We start from the raw sequence: 23,275 nt of genomic DNA, 5'->3' as shown, positions 1-23,275 counted from the left end.
TGGGGGAGATGTCCGGCAGGACAGAGGGGGGCGCCGTAGGGCGCAACGCTCGAAGCACAGCGGAGGCCAACATGCCTGACCGTTCCTTCCTCGGTTGGCCGTTCTTCGAGGACCGCCATCGCCAGCTGGCCGAAAGCCTGGAAGCATGGTGCGCGAAGAACCTGCCTGTCGATCATCATGACGTCGACGCCGCCTGCCGCGAGCTGGTGCAAAAACTCGGCCGCGACGGCTGGCTGAAACCGACGGCGCTCGACACCGACAATCCCGGGCCGCTCGATGTGCGCACCTTGTGCATCACGCGCGAGACGCTGGCGCGGCATGACGGGCTCGCCGATTTCGCCTTCGCCATGCAGGGGCTCGGCACCGGAGCGCTCAGCCTGTTCGGTACGCCGGATCAGCAGCAATGGCTGGCGAAGACGCGCGCCGGCAAGGTCATTTCCGCCTTTGCACTGTCGGAACCGCGCTCGGGATCGGATGTCGCCAATATGGAGATGACCGCGGCCCGCGATGGTGACGGCTATGTTCTGTCGGGCGAAAAGACCTGGATCTCCAATGGCGGCATCGCCGATCTCTATGTCGTCTTTGCCCGCACAGGCGAGGCGCCCGGCGCCAAGGGACTATCAGCCTTCATCGTGCCGGGGGACAGCAAGGGCCTCGGCATCGCGGAGCGCCTGGAAGTCATCGCGCCGCATCCGCTGGCACGACTGTCTTTCGATCAGGTCCGGCTGCCCGCCTCGGCACTGATCGGCAAACCGGGCGACGGCTTTCGCATCGCCATGTCGGTGCTCGACGTGTTCCGCTCGACCGTCGGCGCGGCGGCACTCGGCTTTGCGCGCCGCGCACTCTATGAAAGCATCAAGCGGGTGGCCGAACGCAAACTGTTCGGCGCGCCGATGACCGAGCTGCAGATGGTGCAGGGCCATATCGCCGACATGGCGCTCGACGTCGATGCCGCGGCGCTCCTGGTCTACCGCGCCGCCTGGACCAAGGACATGGGCGCGGCGCGGGTAACACGCGAGGCGGCGATGGCCAAACTGTTCGCCACCGACAAGGCGCAGGAGGTGATCGACAAAGCGGTGCAACTGCATGGCGGCGACGGCGTCCGCAAGGGTCACATCGTCGAAAGCCTGTATCGCGAGATCCGCGCGCTGCGCATCTACGAGGGTGCTTCCGACGTGCAGAAGGTGGTGATCGCGCGGCAAGTGATGGGCGCTGCCTGAACCCGGTCGCGTCAAGGTTTGGACTGTTTCGAACGCGGATATTGCGGAGAGTTTGAAATGCACGAGATTCTGCAGCCGGATGGCTGGGCCAAGCCGGTCGGTTACGCCAATGGCGTAGCGGCCCACGGGCGGCTTGTCTTCGTCGGCGGACAGGTCGGCTGGAATGGCCAGTGCCAGTTCGAGACCGACGATTTCGTCGGACAGGTGCGGCAGACGCTTCAGAACATCGTGGCGGTTCTGGCGGAGGCCGGCGCGGAGCCGCGGCACATCACATCGATGACCTGGTATTTCACCGACAAGCGCGAATATCTGGCCAATCTCAGGGGCATTGGAGAAGCCTATCGCGAGGTGATCGGCAGGCATTTCCCGGCGATGGCCGCCATGCAGGTGGTGGCGCTGGTCGAGGACCGCGCCAAGGTGGAGATCCAGGCCACCGCCGTCATCCCGGAATAAAGACTTCGTCGCTCCTGGAATAATTTATCCGCGAAGGCCAGCCTGCCTCAGCAGCGGGAGCACGTGATCGCAGAAATAAGGCAATTCCTGCGTATAGTTGACGAAGGACAGCGCAATGCCCTGGTAGCCATGCCCGGCAATGGCGGCCATGTCGGCGGCGATCGTTTCGGGCGTTCCGACCAAGGGATAGGTGCCGGCGCCGCCGGCGAAACGCTGGCGGTAGCGGTCATAGGCATGCGGGTCGTGCGATCGCGAGAATTCCTTCTTGCCGGCCATATGGGCATCGACCGCCTCACGGTCGGCCAGATCGACCGCATAGCGCGTGTAATAGGCCTGCGCCTCCTCCATCGTCGGGCGGCAGACGACGTGCGCCACGGTGTAGACGCCGACATTCCGGCCAGCCTTGTCGGCTCGTTCGCTGATATCGGCGACATGTTTGCCGGCATCGGCCATCTCGGAAAAGGTCGTGAACAGGTAGTCGCATCTGGCGGCAGCGAAATCGCGGCCCGGTCCGCCGAAAGCCGCGTTCATCGTCACCGGGCGCGGAACTTGCAGGCTGGCCGGCCGGCTCACGGCTTCCTTGAGATGGTAATAAGTGCCCTCATAGTCGAGAGGCTCGGCAGATGCGTAAAGCCTTTCGAGGATCTCGATCCATTCGGCGGCCTGATCGTAGCCCTTCTCGACGAGCGGCGTGCCGAACATGCCGAATTCCTTCGGGTTCCAGCCGCAGACGATGTTGAGGCCGGCGCGGCCCTGGCTGATATGGTCGACCGTCGCCAGCGCCTTGGCGGCATAGAGCGGATGCACCAGCGGCACATGCACGGTCATGAACAGGCCGATCTGCTGGGTGGCCACACTGAGCGCCGCCGCCCAGGTGAAGGTCTCGAACGACCATTCGCGCACCTTGTTGCGGCCGCCAAAGCCGCGCCAGCGCGCGATCGGCAGCAGGAATTCCAGCCCGGCGCGGTCGGCGATCTGCGCCGCCGTCAGATTGTCGTGCCAGCTTGCCGTCCAGCGTTCAGGCACATCCGATATGGCAAGGCCACCATCGGCATTGGTCGAGAAGACGCCGAGCTTCAGTCTGTTTGGGCCGTGCAGGGGATGGGCTTTGATCATGTCCGGAACTCGCGGCGGGAGATCGACACGCTAGGCCCGCGCGAAAATATTTCAAGCCTGAAATAGCTTCGCCTCGCCGCTGTTTGCGGATATGAATTCCGGCACGACAACAAAGGGATGGAACGATGAGCGCGTTTCGCCACAAATGCATCGGCAGGGAAAGCCTCGTCGGTTCCTTTGCCGCCATTCCGCATCCCGTTGCGGTCGAGGTGATGGCGCAGTCCGGTTTCGATTTTCTCTGCATCGATTGGGAACATGCCCAGATTTCGCGCGATATGATCGAGGCAATGGTGCGCGCGGCCGACATCCATCGCGTGCCGGCCATTGTGCGCGTGCCCGGCCATGCACCGGAAGCGATCGCGGCGGCATTGGACAGCGGCGCGCAAGGCGTGCTCATCCCGCGCGTCTCGACATCAGCCCAGGCGCAGGCGGCGGTGAAGGCCTCGCGTTATCCGCCGACCGGCGAGCGCGGCGTCGGGCCCGGACGGGCCGCCGGCTATGGCTACCGCATCTCCGAATATCTCGCTGAGGCCAATGACAGCATCGTCGTGGCGGTTCAGGTCGAGACATCGGAAGGGCTGGCCAATATCGAGGCGATCGCCGCCGTCGAGGGCGTCGACGTGATTTTCGTCGGGCCCGGCGATCTCTCCGTATCGATCGATGCGATCGGCCCGGAAGGCGCCGACAGGCTCACGCAAGCGATCCGCAGGATCATCGGTGCGACAGTCGCGCATGGTAGGACATCCGGGATCTTCTGCGCGAAGCCGCAGGATGTCGCCCAATGGGCGGCACTCGGCGCCAGTTTCTTCATCCTGGCCAGCGACACGATGTTTCTGGGAACTGGCGCTGCCGCCGGAAAAGCCGGCGCGGATGCCGAGCTGGGCGGTAGCGGCCGCGGCTAGCGCTATCGAAAGGTATGCCAGGCGCCGTCGCCGCCAACTTTTTAAGCTTAAAACTTTTGCCTTGAAAACTGCCGCGGTTTGGATAAGCATTCCTCGATCGATGTGACTGCCGTTCCGGACGGGCTTGCCGGATATCCATCGTGGTGCATCGGGTGGGATCAAAGGGTTTCAGTCCTTGTCGTTCATGCTGCCCCCAGTCATCCTCCAGCACGCTATGCCTGCGATGGCGTGCACGCGCCAGTTCCACGATCCGCATACCGAGAGCATCGCCAATCTCGCCTTCCGGCCCATGTGCGTCTGCCGCGACCGGACAGCGCCCGACCGCATGGCGCGAGCATGAATTGACGCCCCGCTGGGAGGTGGGGCGGCAAGAAACCGTGCGGGCATCAGCCCGCCCGATCAACAACCAGAGGGAACACCCAGAGGGACCAACAATGAGCCTGACCCGTCGCAATCTCATCCTTCTCGCGGCCGCCATCGGCATCGCCGCCGGACCGGCAACCGCCTATGCCGCCGATGTGCTTAATGTCGGCGCCTATCCGACCAATCCGCCGTTCGAGTACAAGAACGAGAGCGGCACTTTCGAGGGCTTTGAAGTCGACATCGTCAACGAAGCGGCAAAGCGCGTCGGCATGACCACAGACATCGCCGATCTCGGCTTCCAGGCGCTGTTCGCCGCCACCACCTCGAAGCGCATCGATGTCGCCATCTCGTCGATCACCATCACGCCGGAGCGGCTGAAGTCGCAGTCGTTCACGCAGCCTTACTATGATTCCGACATGGGCATCGCAACCAAGACGGACAGCCCGATCAAGGCCGAGGCAGACCTCAAGGGCAAGATCGTCGGCGTGCTGTCCGGCTCGACCGGCGAGACCTGGGTCAAGGCGCACCAGGAGGCCGATGGCTTCAGCGACGTGAAGGGCTATGACACGCAGCAGAACCTTTTGCTCGATCTCAGCGCCGGGCGCATCGACGCGGCTGTCAGCGACATTCCGGGCATGCAGTACTCCTTCACCAAGATGAAGGATCTCACCGTCAAGGAACGCATCAAGACCGGCGAACAGTACGGGCTGATGATGACCAAGGACCACCCGCTGCTCGGCAAGCTGAACGACGCGCTGACGGCGATGAAGAAGGACGGCACGCTGGCCGCGATCCACAAGAAGTGGTTCGGCAGCGACGCGCCCGCCGATTCCTCGACCGCCAAGGAAATGCCGGTTCCGAAGGCCTGAGCGGCGGCCGCCAAGGAGAACGTGCCGGTTCGAAAGGCCGGCACGTTTCGTTTGATATATAACCCCTCCCGGAACCAGCTCGGCGCGGCAAAACCGCTTTCGCTGTTCCGGCTTCTGCTCCGGCGTCACGGGACGCCAAACGGTTCGGGAAAGCCTCCCATGTCGCTGCTCGATACCTTCTTCAACGCCGACGTCATCGCGTCCAGCCTGCCGGCGCTGCTGCGCGGCTTTCTCAACACGCTGCTGCTCGGCCTACTCAGCATCGGCATCGGCATCCCCATCGGCCTGGTGATCAGCCTGTTGCGGCTCTATGCGCCGAAGCCGCTCAGGTGGCTGGCGGTCGGCTACACCGACATCTTCCGTGCGCTGCCGGTGCTGGTGGTGCTGATCCTGATCTATTATGCGCTGCCCTTCCTCGGCATCCGCCTGTCGTCCTGGGCTTCCGCCGTGACGGCCTTCGCCATCATCATGTCGGCCTATTCGGCGGAAGTGTTCCGCTCCGGCATCGAGAGCATTCCGCGCGGCCAGTTCGAGGCGTCGCAGGCCCTCGGTCTGCCCTTCCTTTTGACCTTGCGCAAGGTGGTGCTGCCGCAGGCGGTGCGCGTGGTCATCCCACCGATGACCAGCAACTGCGTCTCGATGTTCAAGGACACCTCGCTCGCCTCCACCGTGGCGCTGCCGGAACTCCTGAAGGAAGCGACCAATGCGCAGTCGCTCTACGCCAATCCCTCGCCGCTGATCGGCGCGGCGCTGGTCTATCTCATCTTCCTGTGGCCGATGGTTCGCCTCGTCAGCCTGCTTGAAGACCGTTTCAAAACCGAGAAGACGCGCTGACCGCGCCTACAATTTCCCATCTACCGAGCACTTCGCAGGAGACGACCATGAACAAGCATCAAGCCGCCAATGCGACCGGCACTTCCGGCGCGTTCCCTGTTGAAAGAATCCGGGCGATGTTTCCGGCCTTGCAGCGGGCAGGCGACTTCATCTTCCTCGACAACGCCGCCGGCGCGCAGATTCCGCAGAGCGTGCTCGATGCGGTGACCAACCATCTGGTTTCGCACAATGTGCAGCGCGGCGGCCGCTATGGCCGCAGCGTCACTGTCGATCAGTCGGTCGCCGATGCGCGCGAGAGCGTGGCACTGCTGATCAATGCCTACAGCCCATCCGAGATCTGTTTCGGCATGAACGCCACCTCGTTCATCCGCCTGGTCAGCCTCGGCATCGGCCAGATGCTTGGAGAGCGCGACGAGATCGTCGTCACCGACATGGACCATGACGCCAACATCGCGACATGGCTGGCGCTCGAATCCGCTGGCGCCAAGTTCAAGTGGTGGCGCATGCGCGAAGACGGCAATTTGCATGTCGACGATCTGCGCCCGCTTGTTTCCGATCGTACCCGGCTTGTCGCCTGCACGGTGACGGCGCATTCCATCGGCTCGATCGTCGACGTGGCTTCGGTGGCAGGGATCGCGCACGCCGCCGGCGCCGAAGTGTTCCTCGACTGCGTGCATTACGGGCCGCATGGGCTGATCGACGTACAGGCCTGGGATTGCGACTATCTCGTCTGTTCCGGCTACAAGAATTTCTCGCCGCATATGGGTTTCCTGTGGGGCCGCTTCGAAACGCTGAAGCGGCTGCCGACTTTCCGTGAGGACTTCATCCCCGACGAGCCGCCCTACAAGGTCGAGGCCGGCACCTTCATTTACGAGAACGTGTCGGGCATGGACGCAGCGGTCCAGTATCTGGAACTCATCGGCCGCAACCTTGCCCCGTCCAACAACCGCTCGCGGCGCGAAAACATCGTCGCCGGCATGGGCGCCATCCGCGACTACGAGCTGGTGCTGGCGCGCGAGATGCTGGCTGTGCTGAAGAGCTGCGGCGCGACGATCTACGGCGTTTCCGAGGAGGCCCGGATCAACGAACGCGTGCCGACCTTCTGTTTCAACATCGGCAAATTGTCGCCGCAGCGGATCGTCGAGGAAATGGCTGAATTGCAGATCGGCATCCGCGACGGCCACATGTACGCCCCGCGCCTGATGAAGCGCCTCAACCTGTCGATGGACAGCGGCGCCATCCGCGCCTCGCTGGTGCACTACAACACGGTGGAGGAGGTGCACCGCTTCGGCGAGGCGCTGCGCGCGATTATCGCCAAGCTGTCGTGAGCGGCGGTCGGTCTAGGAAGGGGCCGTAAGCGTCCAGTCGGATATGCGGTTCGGAACGGCGGAAACTGTCGACAACTGCCGTCCACTGCGCCGGTTGCGAGCGCAGATATGCAGACGATCCGACTGCCACGCTACGCTCACCGGCGTACTTTGCTACTCGTCCACCAAGCCACGTTCGCGCAGGACGTCGTACTTGAGAATTTCACCCCTGATGGTGTCGCCCCATCGACCAACGAACTCCATCGTGTCGGTAGCATGGAGATGTGCAGTGAGTGCGGCCTGGTCTCTCCACCGCTCGGCGACCAGGAGGCGGCCGGCAAGCGGATCGTCCACAGCCGCGTCATAGGAAAGATTTCCGTCCCGCTGCCGCGTAGCTATCGCGAGGTTCTGGAGATCCTGGACAAACTCGGCGACCGACGAGGGCTCGACGTACATATAGCCGGTAACAATCAGCATCATGGCTTACCTTGGTGGATCCCGCTCGCCGTCTGCACTTCCGACGATCGGGCGGCTGAAAGCAACAAATCAGACGGCCAGCACGATCTTGCCTTGAATACTGCCGTCGGCGGCGCGCTGGTGCGCGCGCGATGCCTCGGCCAGCGGGAATGTGCTGTCGATGACGACACGCACAATGCCGTCGTCGAGCAGGCGGGCGACTTTTGCCAACTGTGCGCCATTGGATCGAACCTGTGTGGATGAGACCGTGATTCCCAGCTTCTCTGCCTCCTCGTGACCCGTGAAGCCCAGCGGGTTGATCAGGAACAGCGCGCCGCCCGGCTTCAGAACATGGAAGAAGCGCCCCATGTCCGCGCCGCCTACCGAGTCGAGGACAAGGTCGACATCTCGGACGACTTCTTCGGTCGCGGTCGTCTTGTAGTCGACGAACTGATCTACGCCGAGATCTCGCATCAGCCCCTCGTTCTTGGCCGATGCCACCGCGATGACGCGAGCGCCCCGCCATTTCGCCAACTGGACAGCCAGATGCCCGACACCGCCTCCGGCGCCGTTGATCAGCACCGTCTTGCCGTTGAGCGGCCGCGGCTCATGCCGGAAGGGCTGGAATGGATTCGGCTCGTCGTGGCCAAGTTCGACCAAGAACTGCCATGCCGTCAGAAGCGACATCGGCGCGCCGGCCGCATGAATATGGTCGATGCCGGCTGGTTTCAACGCAAGCTGCGATGCCGGCACACTGACATAATGCGCGTAGGCATTGCTACCCGTCATTAGGTCATGGGGAAAGCGAACCATTGCATAGACCTCGTCGCCGATGCTGAACTCAGCGACGTCGGCGCCAACCGCTTCAATGACGCCCGACACGTCCGTGCCGAGAATCAGTGGGAAGGATGCGTTGGGTCGCCATTCTGGCGGCAGGGCGCGATAGCCGTCCCGCAGATACCAGTCGGGCGGATTAAGCCCCGCCGCCTGAACGCGGACGAGGACCTCACGGGGCTTCACATCCGGCCTCGGCGCGTCTTCGTACACCAGCACTTCGGGACCACCGAATGCATGCAGACGGACTGCCTTCATCTTGTCGCTCATTGGTCAAATCTCCGCTCATCATGTCGTTGGAGCAGATTTAGTGGCATGACCCCTGGTTGATAATCGGCGCAGATGGCGCTTAAGTAATGCCATGGTGGAACATATCGCTCTGGATAGGCTCACTGGTATCATCGCCTTCGCGCGTGCCGGATCGCTGGGCAGCTACACGGCAGCGGCCCGGGCGCTGTCGATTTCCCCGTCGGCGGTCAGCAAGAGCATCCAGCGGCTCGAGCGGCATTTAGGATTGTCGCTGTTTACCCGTACGACGCGCTCGCTCACCTTCACGCCCGAAGGGCGCGACCTGCATGAGCGCGCGCTGCGTCTGTTACGCGAGGCGGAGGAAATCGAGCAGGCGGCAATGACCGCGCGCTCCGAACCATCGGGCACGTTGCGCGTGGCCGCGTCGCTGCCGATTGGACTCCACCTGATCGCTCCGGCTTTACCGGCTTTCCGTCGGCTCCACCCGAACCTGGTCGTCGATCTCAGGCTGGGTGACCAGATAGTGGACATGATTGAGGAAGGGATCGATGTCGCCATACGCATCGGTGATCTGGCTGACACCCGGCTACTATCACGCAAGCTCGCACCCCATCGGCTTTGCTGCTTCGCCTCGCCAGCCTATCTCGAGGAACGCGGCGCCCCGACCCATCCCGATGACCTGGTAGGGCACGACACCGTCAATCTTCGATATCAGAGCACAGGCCAGACCTTTCGCTGGCCCTTCCGGATTGGCGGCCGCGAAATCGAGATCGTGCCCAATGCTGGTGTGGTCGCCGATGCCAGCGATGCCGTGCTCATCATGCTGGCAGCCGGTGGCGGGATAGGCGTAGGCGCCTCCTTCATGGCGGCTCCCTATGTGAAGCGCGGCGATCTGGTCCCCGTGCTGTCCACGTTCGCCGTCGAGCGAAATAACGTCACCGTGCTCTGGCCGGCAAGCCGACGCGCCAACCCCGCGGTGCGCGCCTTTCTGACCATGCTCGACGCCGCTTTCATGCAGCGAATGGCAGTTTCAAGCATCGACTGATCTGGCGCGGAAGGGCCGCTTAGAGGCGATTCCGGCCATGACAGCCATTGGACAGAGTCGACGGGCAAGCCGATTTATCGCTAGGCAAGGACCGCTCTAATATTCGAAGCTTCGCAATTTGACATGTCGCCTGCAAACGCCAATGGCTCGGTCGCACCGCGACCAACTGATATTACAGCGTTTAAATCGTTGCACAGCATTTTGGATCAAGCGGCGTTTGCCGCCACAGGTTTGCCAAACCGACCAATATTGTCATCGCCCCACCCCTTCAGGGCAACGAGGATGGGTTCGAGACTGCGGCCGAGCGGTGAGATGGTGTATTCCACCTTCGGCGGCACCTGCGCATAAACCTTTCTCTCTATCAGGCCGTCTTCTTCAAGCTCGCGCAACTGGTTCGTCAAAGTGCGCTGTGTGACGCCGCCGATCTGACGCTGTATCTCGTTGAAGCGCATCGTACCGCGCAAAAGGTGGAACAGCACCACGCACTTCCACTTACCGTCGATCAGACTGATGGCCGCTTCCACGGAACAGCCGGGATTGCAGTCGAAGCGAGAATGGCGGGCCTTGGCCATGGCGGTATCCTTCAGATATTTACATGCAAATCCGCATGTACAACATAATCTGTTCGTTATCGGGTTCAGCCTGGACTGGCAAGGCGTTGGGCGAGATCCTCGCAGGCCCCGCCCGGTATCCAATTGGATACTATTGGCAAACGTTGTGCGTATCCCAGGCCTGAGAGCGCATCGCTACATTGAAGCCACTGAGGGGCGAACCAGTCGCGGCTGCAATCGAACCCCGTCACCATCGCAACCAGCCGATAGGACCGACCATGTCTGCAAACAGCTTCACTGCCCGCTCGATCACGCGAGACGCCGCAACCCGCCTCATCGCCGAGGCCATCGCCGCTTCCAAACGCATCAGGTTCGAAGCGGTCATCGCGATCGTCGACGCTGCCGGCAACCTGAAGGCATTCGAACGCAGCGATCGCAGTTCCTATCTTGCCGTCAACATTGCCATCGACAAGGCCTACACCGCGGCCTCTTTCGGTCTGTCGACGGCCCAGTGGGTCGACCTGCTGGAAGATCGTGGCGCTTCGAACTTAAGGCATGTTCCGCGCGTCATGGCCGCCGCCGGCGGCTTTCCGATCATGGAGGATGGCGCGATCATCGGCGGGATCGGTATTTCCGGCGGAAGCTGGACGCAGGACCAGGAAGCCGGCGAAGAAGCTCTTCGCAATTTTTCCAAGTGACATCGAAAAACGGCCAACGGGAGACACCTATGAAAGCCATCGGATACAAGACCCCTTCGCCCATCGACGCCGCGGATTCTCTCATCGACATCGAGTTGCCACGGCCAGAACCGAAAGGCCGCGACATCCTTGTCGAAGTGAAGGCCATTTCAGTCAACCCGGTCGACTATAAAATCCGGCACAGCACGCCGCCGGCTGCCGGCGTCGAATGGAAGGTGGTCGGCTGGGACGCGGCAGGCATCGTCGCCGCCGTCGGGCCTGACGTCAGCGGTTTCAAGGCGGGAGACGAGGTCTGGTATGCAGGCTCCATCACTCGTCCGGGCGCAAACGCCGAATTCCATCTCGTCGACGAGCGTATCGTCGGCAGGAAGCCGTCAAAACTCGGATGGGCCGATGCCGCGGCGCTCCCGCTTACATCGCTGACCGCCTGGGAGGCATTCTTCGACCGCATGGACGTGAAGAAGCCGGTTCCCGGTGCTGCTGCCGCCATCCTGATCATTGGCGGTGCCGGCGGGGTCGGACCGATCGCAATCCAGATCGCCCGGCAATTTACCGACCTGACCGTTATCGCGACGGCTTCACGTCCCGAGACCAAGGACTTCGTCAAGTCGTTGGGAGCCCACCATGTGGTCGATCACTCGAAGCCGCTTGCCGGCGAGATCGCGGCACTGGGCATCGGCGCTCCGGCGTTCGTATTTTCGACGACGCAAACCGCCCAGCATATCGACGATATCGCTGAACTAATCGCACCGCAGGGCCGCTTCGGCCTGATTGACGATCCGTCGGGATTCGACATCATGAAGTTCAAGCGCAAGGCGGTGTCGATCCATCACGAACTCATGTTCACACGAGCCATTTACGAAACGCCGGACATGGACGAGCAGGGCAAAATTCTCGACGCGATGTCCGCCGCCGTAGACGATGGACGGATTCGATCGACCGCCACACAGAACCTCGGTGCGATCAACGCGGAGAATCTCAAAAAGGCGCATGCGCAGCTCGAAAGCGGATCGACCATCGGAAAGGTGGTGCTCGAAGGCTTCGCCTGATCGGAGGGCCAGAGGGCGGTCTGCTCACCGGGCCGCAACTTCTTTGTTCAGGGATGTTTGGGTTTCCCAGCTTGTGTAAGTGCCGCCGACACCACCGGGGCCCAAGCGATCGCGACGCGGACAGCGTCGCGATCGCTTCTCGATGGATTCCGTGTACCCGAAATTGTTCAGTGTGGTTCTGGTATTTTCAAGCGAAGGCGCGTTGACCCATTACTGAAGTCTGAACCGTTGACGCCTACAAGGCCACGATGACCGCTCCGGGCGCAAAGCGGTCGTCCAGGTCTTGGCAGACGTAAGCCGTCTTTGGGTAAAACTCGGTCGTTCAGAGTAGTGGGGTTTTGACCCTAGAGTTTTGATTTAGCGGCGGATTCAGATTTCAGGTCGATTCGACCTGAAATCCTCCGACTCTAGGCCGCCTTCTTCTTCGCCAACCTCGCTTTGATGCTGGCCACATCGGCGCGCGGCGTCGCTGCGAACAGCGTCCTAGTGTAGCTGTGCTTGGGGTCTGAAAAGACCTCGTCGCGCGAGCCGTATTCGACCGCCTCGCCGAAATACATCACCATCACGTCGTCGGCGATGTAGCGCACCACGGAGAGATCGTGGCTGATGAAGACATAGGTCAGCTGGAATTCGTCCTGCAGGTCGGCGAGCAGGTTGAGCACCTGCGCCTGCACCGAAAGATCGAGCGCCGAGACCGGCTCGTCCAGCACCAGAAGGCTCGGGTTCAGCATCAATGCACGGGCGATGGCGATGCGCTGGCGCTGGCCGCCCGAGAACATGTGCGGATAGCGGTTGTAGTGCTCGTGACCGAGGCCGACCTTCTTCAGCATCTTCATGGCGAGGTCGCGCCGCTCGGCGGCCGTCTTGTCGGTGTTGATCAGCAGCGGCTCGCCCAGCACGTCGCCGATCTTCTGGCGCGGGTTGAGCGACCCGTAAGGGTTCTGGAAGACGATCTGCACCTTGCGGCGCATCTCTTTCGACAGCGCGTTCCTGGCGATGTCGACCTTGTTGCCGTCGATGAACAGTTCGCCCGATGTCGCCGGATCGATGAGCGTGATGATGCGGGCGAGCGTGGACTTGCCGCAGCCGCTTTCGCCGACGATGGCGAGCGTCTTGCCCTTGTCCACTGTGAACGAGACACCCTTGACCGCGTGCACGGTGCGCGGCCCGCTGAACAGGCCGCCGCCGATATGGTAGTCGCGAACGATGTTCTTGCCTTCCAGAACCGTGGTGCTCATGCGGAGGCTCCCGCGGCCGAAGGCGCCGGCTCGAACAGCATGTCGGAAACGGTCGGCAGCCGGTCGCCGACGGCGTTCTCCGGCAGCGCCGACAGCAGCGCGCGCGTGTAGTTGCTCTTCGGGTTCTCGAACAGCGACAGCACGTCGGCCTCTTCCATCTTGCGGCCCTTGTACTGGACGATGACGCGATCGGCGGTCTCTGCCACCACGCCCATATTGTGGGTGATCATGATCAGGCCCATGCCGTATTTGGCCTGCAGCGAAACCAGGAGATCAAGGATCTGCTTCTGGATGGTGACGTCGAGCGCGGTGGTCGGCTCGTCCGCGATCAAGAGCTTCGGATTGCAGGCAATGGCGATGGCGATCATGACGCGCTGGCACTGGCCGCCCGACATCTGGTGCGGAAACGAGCTCAGCCGTTCTTCGGGATCGGCAATGCCGACAAGCTTCATCAATTCGATGGCGCGCGCGCGGCGCTGGGCGCGGTCCATGCCCATGTGGAAGCGCAGCACTTCCTCGATCTGGAAGCCGACGGTGAAGCACGGGTTGAGGCTGGCGATCGGCTCCTGGAAGATCATGGAGATATCCTTGCCGACGATCTTGCGCCGCTCGGACGGGCTGAGCTTCAGAAGATCGACGCCGTCGAAGGCCATGCGGTCGGCCTTGACGGTCGCGGTGTTGGGCAGCAGCCCCATCACCGCAAGCATCGCCACCGACTTGCCGGAACCGGATTCGCCGACGATGGCCAGCACCTCGCGCGGCTCGATCGACAGGTCTATGCCTTGCACGGCCATGAACGGACCGGCGGCGGTGTCGAAGGAAACGGTGAGGTTCTTGATCTCGAGCAGGGACATGCTCACGACCTCTTCAGCTTTGGGTCGAGCGCGTCGCGCAGGCCGTCGCCGATCAGGTTGATGGCAAAGACGGTGATCAGGATGGCAAGGCCCGGGAAGGTCACCACCCACCAGGCGCGCAGGATGAACTCGCGCGCTTCGGCCAGCATCGTGCCCCATTCCGGCGTCGGCGGCTGCGCGCCCATGCCGAGGAAGCCCAGCGCCGCCGCCTCGAGAATGGCGTTGGAGAAGGACAAGGTCGCCTGCACGATCAGCGGCGCGATGCAGTTGGGCAGGATGGTGACCAGCATCAGCCTGAGATGGCTGGCGCCGGCAACCTTGGCCGAGATGACATATTCGCGGTTCTTTTCCGCCATCACGGCGGCGCGGGTGAGGCGGGCGAAGTGCGGCTGCAGCACGAAGGCGATGGCGATCATGGCGTTGACCAGCCCCGGGCCAAGCACGGCGACCAGCACCAGCGCCAGCAGCAGCGACGGGAAGGCCAGGATGATGTCCATGATGCGCATGATGAGCGTATCCACCCAGCCGCGGCAGTAACCGGCAAGCAGGCCGAGGACGACGCCGGAGATCAGCGCCGTGGTGACGACGACGAAGCCGATGGCGAGCGAGAAGCGCGAGCCGTAGATCAGGCGCGAGAGGATGTCGCGGCCCACGGCGTCGGTGCCGAGCAGGAACTGGGCGTTGCCGCCCGCCTGCCAGGCCGGCGGCGTCAGGAAGAAGTCGCGGAACTGGTCGTCGGGCGAATGCGGGGCGAGCAGCGGCGCGAAGACGGCGATCAGGATCAGCAGCGCGAAGACGAAGAGACCGATAACCGCGCCCTTGTTGATCGAGAAATAATGCCAGAACTCGGCGAACATCTGCAGCCGGGCGTCCTGCGGCCTGACGACGGTCGCGGCTTCGATTGTGGCTGGGCCTTCGTTGGTCATGTCAATTCGCCCGGATACGCGGGTTGATGACGGCATAGAGCACGTCGACGATGAGGTTCACCGACATGACGATGAGCGCGATCAAAAGCAACCCGCCTTGCACGGTGAAATAGTCGCGCTTGGAAATAGCGTCGATCATCCATTTGCCGATGCCCGGCCACGAAAAAATGCTCTCGGTCAGGATGGCGCCGGTCAGGAGCGTACCGACCTGCAGGCCGATGGTGGTGACGACCGGGATCAGCGCATTGCGGAAAGCGTGCAGCCCGATGACGCGGCGCGGCGCCAGGCCCTTGGCGCGCGCAGTGCGCACATAGTCCTCGCCGAGCACCTCGAGCATGGCCGACCGCGTCTGCCTGGCGATGACGGCAAGCGGAATGGTGCCGAGCACGATGGTGGGCAGGACGAGGTGCGAGAGGGCCGAGCGGAATGCGCCCTTCTGTCCCGATATCAGGGAATCGATGGTCATGAAGCCGGTTACCGGCTTGAAGAAATAGAGAAGGTCGATGCGGCCGGAAACCGGCGTCCAGTGCAGCATGCCGGAAAACACGATGATCAGCAGCAGCCCCCACCAGAAGATCGGCATGGAATAGCCCGCCAGCGCCGTACCCATGGTCAGCTGATCGAACCAGGAGCCACGGCGGATCGCGGCGAAGATGCCGAAAGCGACACCGAAGACGATGGCGAAGATCATGGCGAAGATGGCGAGTTCGACGGTTGCCGGGAACCGCACCAGGAAGTCCTTGAGCACCGGCGTCTTGGTGGAGAACGAGGTGCCGAAATCACCGCTGAGGATGTTGGCCAGATAGGTCAGGTACTGTCGCCAGATCGGCAGATCGAAACCGAACTGGTGCATCAGCGCCGCGTGACGTTCGGGCGACAGGCCGCGTTCGCCCGCGAGCACCAGCACCGGATCACCGGGCAGGATGCGCACGAAGCCGAAAGCGAGGATGGTTATCCCAATGAAGGTCGGGACGATGAGGGCGAGCTTGCCGAGGATATAACGCAGCATGGCGGGCGAGGTGGGGCGGCGCTGTGGCGCCGCCCCGTTTCGCGAACCTTATTCGGCGATATCGACGCCGTCGAAGCGATGGATGCCGAGTGGATCCATCGCAAAGCCGGAGACGGTCTTCTGCATGGGCATGAACACCTTGGAGTGGGCAAGCGTCGCCCACGGTGCCTGCTCCTTGAAGATGACCTGCGCCTGTTCGTAGAGCTTGGTGCGCTCGGCCTGGTCGGAAACCGTCTTGGCCTTGTTGATGAGCGCGTCGAAGTCCTTGTTGCACCATTCCGCGCGGTTGTTCGAACCGACGGAAGCGCAGCTCAGGAGCACGCCGAGGAAGTTGTCCGGATCGCCATTGTCGCCGGTCCAGCCGACGATGACGGCACCGTCGTGATCGACCGCCGAAGCGCGCTTGAGGTATTCGCCCCAATCGTAGCTGACGATGTTGACGGTGACGCCGACCTTGGCGAAGTCGGCCTGGATCAGTTCCGCGGTGCGGCGTGCGTTCGGCATGTAGGGGCGCGACACAGGCATGGCCCAGACATTCATCTTGAGGTCCTTGACGCCGGCCTCTTCGAGCATCTTCTTGGCCGCATCCGGATCGTACGGATCGTCCTTCACGTCCTTGTTGTAGGACCACATGGTCGGCGGGATCGGGTTGACGGCCACCTGGCCGGCGCCCTGGAAGACCGCGTCGATGATGGCCTTCTTGTTGATGGCCATGTTGAGCGCCTTGCGCACGCGCACGTCGTCGAACGGCTTCTGCTGGGTATTGTACATCAGCGCACCGACATTGAGGCCTTCCTGCTCGTCGACCTTCAGGTTCGGATCGGCCTGCAGGCCGGCGATGTCGGCCGGCGCCGGGTAGGACATGATGTTGCATTCGCCAGCCTTCAGCTTCTGCGCACGGACCGCCGGATCGGTGGTGATGGCGAAGACAAGGTCGTCGATCTTCTGCTTGCCGCCCCAATAGTCGGGGTTGGCCTTGTAGCGGATGGCGGCGTCGGTCTGATAGTCGACGAAGATGAACGGGCCGGTGCCGATCGGCTTCTGGTTGAACAGTTCAGGCGTCTTGTCCGCCTGCAGCTTGTCGGCATATTCCTTGGAAACGATCGAGGCGAAGTCCATGCCAAGCGTCGGGATCAACGTGATCGCCGGCTCCTTGAGGGTGAACTTCACCGTCAGGTCGTCGACCTTCTCGACCTTGGTGATGTTGTCGCCGAACTGGTCATTGTAATACTGGTAGGCAATGCCCGGTATGTACTGGAACCAGGGGCCGTTCTTGTCGACCTGACGCTCGAACGAGAACACCACGTCGTCGGCGTTGAAGTCGCGCGTCGGGGTGAAATAGTCAGTGGCGGCGAACTTCACGCCCTTGCGAAGCTTGAACGTGTATTCCTTGCCATCGTCGGAAATGGACCAGCTTTCGGCCAGGCCCGGCGAGACCGTCGTCTTGCCATGATCGAATTCGACGAGGCGGTTGAAGACCGTACGCGAAGACGCATCGAACGTCTGTCCCGCGGTGTAGGGCGCCGGGTCAAAGCCTTCCGGCGAAGCTTCGGCGCAGTAGACCAAGGTTTTTGCGTTGGCCACGCCGCCCAGGACGCTTGCAGCCAGCAACGCGGCTGCAAAAGTCAGTTTCTTCCTCATTGAGCACTCCCTGATGTTTTTCCAAGCCCCTCTATCAGGCTCGCGAAGCGCGCATATAAGCACCGTTTCTCCGGCTTTGGAACACCCAGTTTGCCTACCCCATGGTAAGCGGGAAAAAAATCCTCTCCCTCTCGGAAAAATGGAAAAATTCAGTATTTTTTTCTATTCACAACATTATTAACGACCGCATTTTTTTATTGATCGCCAATCTGGCGAGATCGACGTCGCGCCCGCTTTCATATGAGCGGGAATGCCGGACGATGCAGGGCCGCTGCGCCCCGTGGTGACAAAGATTTTCGGCGGCCAATCTTTCGACGGCTTGCCGCTGGGGCAAGGCTTGCACGCCCGCCGATAGAGGCCATACATAGACAAGGCACCGGCGGCAGCGGGGGACGCCCCTGTTACTCGGAGGCGATCGCGGCAGGGGCGAACAAAACAGGGAGGGACGGTTGGCAAAAGCATCGAACAGGACGGCTCCGCCGAAGACGGCCAAGGCGACCCTGAAGCCGGCCGCGGGCGGCGACAAGCAGTCAACGCCCTCCGCCAAGAACGCAAAGGGCGCAGGGAAACCTTCCGCGGGCAAAGCGGACGCTGTTGTCAAACCGGCCGGGAAGCCGGCGGCCAAAGCCGTCCCCGCAAAGACGTCGGCGAGGGCCGGAACTGCTAGGACCGGGGCGACAAAGACCAGTTCGGCCAAGGCCGGGACGACGAAGGCCGGCGCGAGCAAGGCCGGGGCTGCACAGGCTCCATCCGTGGCCAAGCCGGCACCGGCGGCCTCGAGACCAGCGGCCGCCAAGCGATTGCCGAAAGCGCTCACCGCCCTTGCCGCAGGCTTGCCGGAAAAGCCCTGGCTGGAAAGCTACCCGAAGAACATGCCGGCCGAGATCGGCGCCCTGCCCTACAGCTCCATCGGCGATTTCCTCGTTGCCGCCTGCAAGCAATTCGCCGGCCAGCCGGCCTTCACCTGCATGGGCAAGTCGATCACCTATGCGGAACTCGAACGGCTTTCGGCGTGGTTCGGCGCCTATCTGCAATCGACCGGCTTGCCCAAAGGCGCACGCGTCGCCCTGATGATGCCGAACGTGCTGCAATATCCGGTAGCGATGATGGCGGTGGCGCGCGCCGGCTACACGGTGGTCAACGTCAACCCTCTCTACACGCCGCGCGAGCTGGAGCACCAGCTCAAGGATTCTGGGGCGCAAGCGATCGTCATCCTGGAAAACTTCGCCAGCACCTTGCAAGCGGTGATCGCCAGGACGTCGGTCAAGCACGTCGTCGTCGCCGCCATGGGCGACATGCTCGGCGGGCTCAAGGGAAGCATCGTCAATCTGGTGGTGCGCCGCGTCAAGAAGATGGTGCCGGCCTGGTCATTGCCCGGCCACGTCAAGTTCAATGCGGCGCTGAAGGCGGGCAGCGGCATGGATTTCAAGCCGGCCAAGGTGGCGGCCGACGATATCGCGTTCCTGCAATATACCGGCGGCACCACGGGAATCTCGAAGGGTGCTACCCTCCTGCACAGCAACGTGCTGGCCAATGTCGCGCAGAATTCGCTGTGGCTGCAGGACGCCTACACGGTCAAGCCAAAACCCGCGCATCTCAACCTCATCTGCGCACTGCCGCTCTACCATATCTTCGCGCTGACCGTGAATGCGCTGATGGGCATGCAAATGGGCGGTCAAAACATACTGATCCCCAATCCCCGCGACATCCCCGGCTTCGTCAAGGAAATGGGCAAGTATCCCTTCCATATCTTTCCAGGCCTCAACACGCTGTTCAACGCGCTGCTCAACAATGAGGATTTCCGCAAGCTCGACTTCAAGCCGCTGCTCCTGACGCTGGGCGGCGGCATGGCGGTGCAGAAGGGCGTCGCCGAGCGCTGGAAGGCGCTGACAGGCTGCCCGGTCAGCGAAGGCTACGGCCTGTCTGAGACATCGCCCGTGGCAACGGCCAACAAGTTCAGCTCCGGCGACTTCACCGGCACGATCGGCCTGCCGCTGCCGTCGACCGAGATCGCCATCCGCGACGAGGACGACAACAATTTGCCGCTCGGCGAGGTCGGCGAAATCTGCATCAAAGGACCGCAGGTGATGGCGGGCTACTGGAACCGGCCCGATGAGACCGCCAAGGTGATGACCAAGGACGGCTTCTTCAAGTCGGGCGACATGGGCTTCATGGACGAGCGCGGCTACACCAAGATCGTCGACCGCAAGAAGGACATGATCCTCGTTTCCGGCTTCAACGTCTATCCTACCGAGCTCGAGGAGGTCGTGGCGCTGCATCCCGGCGTGCTCGAAGTGGCGGCGATCGGCGTGCCGGACGAGCATTCGGGCGAAGTGCCGAAACTGTTCATCGTCAGGAAGGACCAGGCGCTGACCGCAGAGGCCATCACCGCCTATTGCCGTGAGAACCTGACCGGCTACAAGCGGCCCAGATACATAGAATTCAGGACGGAACTGCCGAAGACGCCGGTCGGAAAGATCCTGCGGCGCGCATTGCGCGAATAGGAGCCGGCTTGGACCACGACCTTGCCGGCGACCATGCGCCGGACCGGTGCCAACGCCTCGATCCGGCCGAGTTCATCAAGGCCAACATGCGCCTCGTGCCTGTTCCCGCGCTTCCCGAGATCCGGCTCTACGCACCCCATCCAGGCACAGGGTTGAGGCGGCTTGTCGAGCCGCACGAGGAAGCTGACGAGGATGCGCCGGAGCCGCAGCCGCCCTACTGGGCCTATGCCTGGGCCGGCGGCGCTGTGCTGGCACGTTACGTCTTCGACAAGCCTGAGGCCGTGGCTGGTCGCCGCGTGCTCGACCTCGGCGCCGGCTCGGGCCTTGTCGGCATCGCCGCCGCGAAAGCCGGGGCAGCCGAAGTGATCGCCGCCGAGGTCGACCGCAACGGCATCGCCGCCATCGGCCTCAATGCCGCGGCCAACGGCGTCGCGGTCGCCATTATCGAAAAGGATATCACCAAAGGCCCGCCACCGCCCGTCGACCTCGTGCTGGCGGGCGACGTGTTTTACTCCAGCGAGGTTGCCCTGCGGGTCATCCCGTTCCTCGATCGCTGCCTGGCATCGGGCATGGAAGTGCTGGTCGGCGACCCCGGCCGCAACGATTTGCCGCTCTCGCGGCTGCGATTGATTGCTGAGTATGAGGTGCCGGATTTTGGAGATGGGATAGGGGGTGCGAGGAGGGCGAGCGGGGTGTTTTTGTTTGAGGCGGGAGAGCGGTAGGGCGACGGGCAAGGGCATCAGGTGGAACGGCGGGGCTCGACCGATGCTCGCCTTGGTACGCGTATGAACGCGTCCGTTAACAGCAACCGGCAGACAACACTTCCCAGCGCAAGTGTTTACATTGCCGACGGTTTCATGATTCATGCCGGCTACGTGACAGGACCCCAGATTAATGGATTCACCGGCGAAAGAATCTGATCCGCGCAAGCTCATTGTGACGGAACTCATGAAAGAAGATCCGGATTGGCTGGCCATCGAGCGCCTCACCAGGCAGATTGTCGCCACGGACGAGTCGAGGGTTCGCTTCACCGTCGACGCCGGTCACATCCAGCGCCTCGGAATGGAGCTCGTCGGCAAGCAGGAGACTGCGGTTTCCGAACTGATCAAGAACGCTTACGACGCAGACGCGACCTCGGTCTCGCTGGACTTCCTAAACTCGACCAAGGAAGGCGGTACGCTTATCATCAAGGATGACGGCGTGGGAATGACCGAGGAGACTATCAGGTCTTCATGGATGAGAATTTCGACCGACGCAAAGTCTGTCGAGCCAACCTCGCCCCTTTATGGTCGGAGGCGGGCCGGACGTAAGGGTATAGGCCGCTTCTCGGCACAGCGGCTCGGCGCGACGCTGACCCTAGAAAGCAATCCGCAAGGTCTAGACGAGGGGTTGCGCGTCGAGTTCCATTGGGACGAGGATTTTGGTGAGGGTACGGATCTCAGCGACGTATTCTCGTCCATCACCCGCTTCCCCAAAAAGCCTGAGGTCTTCGGAACCACGCTGACGATCGGGTCCCTTCGGGATGCCTATACGGCGGCCTCGTTGGACAAGATCTGGCGTTCCGTCGTCCTGCTCCAGTCTCCGCACCGCGTCGCACCCGTGCAGGGCTTGGTTTCCGACCCCGGCTTCCAGGTACACTTGAACGGCACGACGCGTGCCGAGAAGTCGAAGCATCTATCAGTAGAATCTACGTTCATCTCGCAGGCGCTAGCGTTCATAGAAGCGGGGATTGAGGAGGACGGAAGCGCATGGGCGCGAGTCACCTCGAAAAAGCTCAACTTGGACGAGCGTCACGAGTACCAGGAGAAATTCCTGACGACGGGCAAAGTGCGTTTCTCGTCATATTATTTTATCTATTCGGCGAACACGCTGTCCGGAATGAACATGAAGGATGCAGCCGAGATGGGTCGCCGACACGGCGGCATCCGCATCTATAGGAACGGGTTCAGGGTTCTTCCATACGGTGAAGAATCGAACGACTGGCTGAGCCTCGATATTGACGTGTCCCGCAGGGATTTCCTGTTCCCGGCCAACAACCGAAACTTCTTCGGGCAGATCGATATCAACTCGGTCAACAACCCGCTGTTTGAGGAAACGAGCAGTCGCGAGGGTCTTCTTGAAAACGCGGTATTTCTCGAACTGACGAACTTTGCACGTGAGGCAGTGGAATGGGCCGCGCAGCGGATAGCGGAGGTTCGGCATAGGAAGACCCGCGCCGATCAGCGTGACTTCCGGTCCTTGGTCAGGCCGTCCGAACTCGTGAGAGACATCAAGGATGACCTGAAGGGATCAAGCCAAGACGAGACCCATGTCGTCCCCAAGGTGGTCAAGGCGCTCGAACAGGCGGAAGCGCAGATGATCGCCTTCGAGACGACTGTGGACGCGGAGCGGGCAGCCTCACTCGAATACGAGAACATGCTGCGCCTGCTGGCTTCCCTTGGCCTCTCGATAAGCGTATTCGGTCATGAGGTCACGGGAGCCAGGGAAGCGGCGGCGGCCTACCTCATGGTCCTCGGCAAACGCATCCAGTCCCTTCCGGACGAATTCAGGGCGTCCCTCTCGCGGCTGAATGCGGATCTCGAGCAGTCGATCAACCGTCTGTTCGACATCGGAGCCTACATCTCTGGCCTAACCTCGAGCACTGAGAGCCGCGAACTGCACACGCAGTCGATCCTGGGGTCTGTTGAGCGTTTCACCGATCAGTTCGCCGAGTACATGTCGAAGCAACAGGTCGAGTTCACCGTGGACGTATACCCTCCGTATCTGCGTACGATGCCCATGCACACAAGCGAACTCGACGCGGTGCTGCTGAACTTCCTGACCAACTCGGTGAAATCGATGAAGCGCGCGAGGGTGGCCAACCGCAAGGTCAAGATCGACGCCAGGGCCGAGGGTCGGCACGTGGTAATAGGCTTCGAGGACAATGGGGCTGGCATTCCCCAAGAAATCAGAACTCGGATATTCAATGCGTTCTTCACGACCACCGTTGGAAGCGACGATGACAGCATCATGGGACCGGGAACAGGTCTCGGGCTGAAGATCGTTTCGGACATCTCGGAAAGCTATGGCGGCTGGACAGAAGTTGCGACTCCGAGTGACGGGTACTCGGCCCGACTTGAATTCCGGGTGAACTCCGACACGGGCAAGGATTCGTAGA

At 62.2% G+C, this 23,275-nt stretch carries 21 protein-coding genes; 12 read left to right on the top strand and 9 right to left on the bottom strand.

Annotated features, from left to right (window positions below):
* Nucleotides 1-71 precede the first annotated feature (71 nt).
* Both LB551_RS19950 and LB551_RS19945 read left to right on the top strand, forming a co-directional pair.
* Nucleotides 72-1,220 (top strand): acyl-CoA dehydrogenase family protein, encoded by a 1,149-nt coding sequence (locus LB551_RS19950; RefSeq protein WP_224660218.1) that lies wholly within the window; start codon nucleotides 72-74, stop codon nucleotides 1,218-1,220.
* 57 nt (nucleotides 1,221-1,277) lie between these two features.
* A complete protein-coding gene (locus tag LB551_RS19945) occupies nucleotides 1,278-1,673 on the top strand; it encodes a RidA family protein (RefSeq protein ID WP_224660217.1) in 396 nt (131 codons plus the stop codon).
* Nucleotides 1,674-1,697: 24 nt separating this feature from the next.
* On the opposite strand, the gene LB551_RS19940 is transcribed toward LB551_RS19945, so the two are convergent.
* Nucleotides 1,698-2,789, bottom strand: coding sequence for an LLM class flavin-dependent oxidoreductase (locus LB551_RS19940; RefSeq protein WP_224660216.1), 1,092 nt, complete (start codon nucleotides 2,787-2,789; stop codon nucleotides 1,698-1,700).
* A gap of 125 nt (nucleotides 2,790-2,914) precedes the next feature.
* Between LB551_RS19940 and LB551_RS19935 the strand changes: the two genes are divergently transcribed.
* The 4 genes from LB551_RS19935 to LB551_RS19920 all read left to right on the top strand — a co-directional run bounded on the left by LB551_RS19935 (nucleotide 2,915) and on the right by LB551_RS19920 (nucleotide 7,085).
* A complete protein-coding gene (locus tag LB551_RS19935; RefSeq protein ID WP_224660215.1) occupies nucleotides 2,915-3,691 on the top strand; it encodes an HpcH/HpaI aldolase family protein in 777 nt (258 codons plus the stop codon).
* A 434-nt stretch (nucleotides 3,692-4,125) separates the two neighbouring features.
* Entirely contained in the window at nucleotides 4,126-4,923 is a 798-nt protein-coding gene (locus tag LB551_RS19930; RefSeq protein WP_140640052.1) for an ABC transporter substrate-binding protein, read from the top strand.
* Between the two features lie 159 nt (nucleotides 4,924-5,082).
* Nucleotides 5,083-5,757: an amino acid ABC transporter permease gene (locus LB551_RS19925; RefSeq protein ID WP_140496993.1), complete on the top strand. Its 675-nt coding sequence runs from the start codon at nucleotides 5,083-5,085 to the stop codon at nucleotides 5,755-5,757.
* 47 nt (nucleotides 5,758-5,804) lie between these two features.
* On the top strand, nucleotides 5,805-7,085 hold the full coding sequence (locus tag LB551_RS19920; RefSeq protein WP_224660214.1) for a cysteine desulfurase-like protein: 1,281 nt from the start codon (nucleotides 5,805-5,807) through the stop codon (nucleotides 7,083-7,085).
* A gap of 153 nt (nucleotides 7,086-7,238) precedes the next feature.
* Here LB551_RS19920 and LB551_RS19915 read toward each other — a convergent pair whose 3' ends face one another.
* Both LB551_RS19915 and LB551_RS19910 read right to left on the bottom strand, forming a co-directional pair.
* Complete coding sequence (locus LB551_RS19915; protein ID WP_224660213.1) at nucleotides 7,239-7,544, bottom strand: putative quinol monooxygenase; 306 nt, start codon at nucleotides 7,542-7,544, stop codon at nucleotides 7,239-7,241.
* 66 nt (nucleotides 7,545-7,610) lie between these two features.
* Nucleotides 7,611-8,624 carry an NADP-dependent oxidoreductase gene (locus tag LB551_RS19910; RefSeq protein WP_224660212.1) on the bottom strand — a complete coding sequence of 338 codons (1,014 nt, stop codon included), beginning with the start codon at nucleotides 8,622-8,624 and terminating at the stop codon, nucleotides 7,611-7,613.
* A 91-nt stretch (nucleotides 8,625-8,715) separates the two neighbouring features.
* On the opposite strand from LB551_RS19910, the gene LB551_RS19905 reads away from it, so the two are divergent.
* Entirely contained in the window at nucleotides 8,716-9,648 is a 933-nt protein-coding gene (locus tag LB551_RS19905; protein ID WP_224660211.1) for a LysR family transcriptional regulator, read from the top strand.
* A 206-nt stretch (nucleotides 9,649-9,854) separates the two neighbouring features.
* Here the strand turns inward: LB551_RS19905 and LB551_RS19900 are convergent, their stop codons facing one another.
* Nucleotides 9,855-10,220, bottom strand: a complete 366-nt coding sequence (locus LB551_RS19900; protein ID WP_140550176.1) for a winged helix-turn-helix transcriptional regulator — start codon at nucleotides 10,218-10,220, stop codon at nucleotides 9,855-9,857.
* A 257-nt stretch (nucleotides 10,221-10,477) separates the two neighbouring features.
* Between LB551_RS19900 and LB551_RS19895 the strand changes: the two genes are divergently transcribed.
* Both LB551_RS19895 and LB551_RS19890 read left to right on the top strand, forming a co-directional pair.
* The gene (locus LB551_RS19895) at nucleotides 10,478-10,897 is read left to right on the top strand and encodes a GlcG/HbpS family heme-binding protein (protein ID WP_224660210.1); all 420 of its coding nucleotides are present in this window, start codon (nucleotides 10,478-10,480) and stop codon (nucleotides 10,895-10,897) included.
* A 29-nt stretch (nucleotides 10,898-10,926) separates the two neighbouring features.
* Nucleotides 10,927-11,946, top strand: a complete 1,020-nt coding sequence (locus tag LB551_RS19890; RefSeq protein ID WP_224660209.1) for a zinc-binding alcohol dehydrogenase family protein — start codon at nucleotides 10,927-10,929, stop codon at nucleotides 11,944-11,946.
* Between the two features lie 407 nt (nucleotides 11,947-12,353).
* On the opposite strand, the gene LB551_RS19885 is transcribed toward LB551_RS19890, so the two are convergent.
* The 5 genes from LB551_RS19885 to LB551_RS19865 all read right to left on the bottom strand — a co-directional run bounded on the left by LB551_RS19885 (nucleotide 12,354) and on the right by LB551_RS19865 (nucleotide 17,614).
* On the bottom strand, nucleotides 12,354-13,184 hold the full coding sequence (locus LB551_RS19885) for a dipeptide ABC transporter ATP-binding protein (protein ID WP_140550179.1): 831 nt from the start codon (nucleotides 13,182-13,184) through the stop codon (nucleotides 12,354-12,356).
* Nucleotides 13,181-14,038, bottom strand: a complete 858-nt coding sequence (locus tag LB551_RS19880) for an ABC transporter ATP-binding protein (protein WP_224624878.1) — start codon at nucleotides 14,036-14,038, stop codon at nucleotides 13,181-13,183. Before LB551_RS19880 ends, LB551_RS19885 begins: the two co-directional genes overlap by 4 nt.
* A 2-nt stretch (nucleotides 14,039-14,040) precedes the next feature.
* Nucleotides 14,041-14,895, bottom strand: coding sequence for an ABC transporter permease subunit (locus LB551_RS19875; RefSeq protein WP_224625050.1), 855 nt, complete (start codon nucleotides 14,893-14,895; stop codon nucleotides 14,041-14,043).
* Between the two features lie 70 nt (nucleotides 14,896-14,965).
* A complete protein-coding gene (locus tag LB551_RS19870; RefSeq protein WP_140550182.1) occupies nucleotides 14,966-15,973 on the bottom strand; it encodes an ABC transporter permease subunit in 1,008 nt (335 codons plus the stop codon).
* A 48-nt stretch (nucleotides 15,974-16,021) separates the two neighbouring features.
* Nucleotides 16,022-17,614 carry an ABC transporter substrate-binding protein gene (locus LB551_RS19865; protein ID WP_140550183.1) on the bottom strand — a complete coding sequence of 531 codons (1,593 nt, stop codon included), beginning with the start codon at nucleotides 17,612-17,614 and terminating at the stop codon, nucleotides 16,022-16,024.
* A 449-nt stretch (nucleotides 17,615-18,063) separates the two neighbouring features.
* Here LB551_RS19865 and LB551_RS19860 point away from each other — a divergent pair, with 449 nt between their 5' ends.
* The 3 genes from LB551_RS19860 to LB551_RS19850 all read left to right on the top strand — a co-directional run bounded on the left by LB551_RS19860 (nucleotide 18,064) and on the right by LB551_RS19850 (nucleotide 23,274).
* Nucleotides 18,064-20,118, top strand: a complete 2,055-nt coding sequence (locus LB551_RS19860) for a long-chain fatty acid--CoA ligase (protein ID WP_224624877.1) — start codon at nucleotides 18,064-18,066, stop codon at nucleotides 20,116-20,118.
* A gap of 8 nt (nucleotides 20,119-20,126) precedes the next feature.
* Nucleotides 20,127-20,840 carry a class I SAM-dependent methyltransferase gene (locus tag LB551_RS19855; protein ID WP_411910477.1) on the top strand — a complete coding sequence of 238 codons (714 nt, stop codon included), beginning with the start codon at nucleotides 20,127-20,129 and terminating at the stop codon, nucleotides 20,838-20,840.
* 172 nt (nucleotides 20,841-21,012) lie between these two features.
* Nucleotides 21,013-23,274 (top strand): ATP-binding protein, encoded by a 2,262-nt coding sequence (locus LB551_RS19850; protein WP_224624876.1) that lies wholly within the window; start codon nucleotides 21,013-21,015, stop codon nucleotides 23,272-23,274.
* The last annotated feature ends 1 nt before the right edge of the window (nucleotide 23,275 follow it).

The sequence above is a fragment of the Mesorhizobium sp. BR1-1-2 genome (assembly GCF_020165435.1).
Lineage (GTDB): Bacteria > Pseudomonadota > Alphaproteobacteria > Rhizobiales > Rhizobiaceae > Mesorhizobium.
Note: the sequence above shows the minus strand (reverse complement) of the source record. Positions and strands in the feature narration are given on the sequence as shown.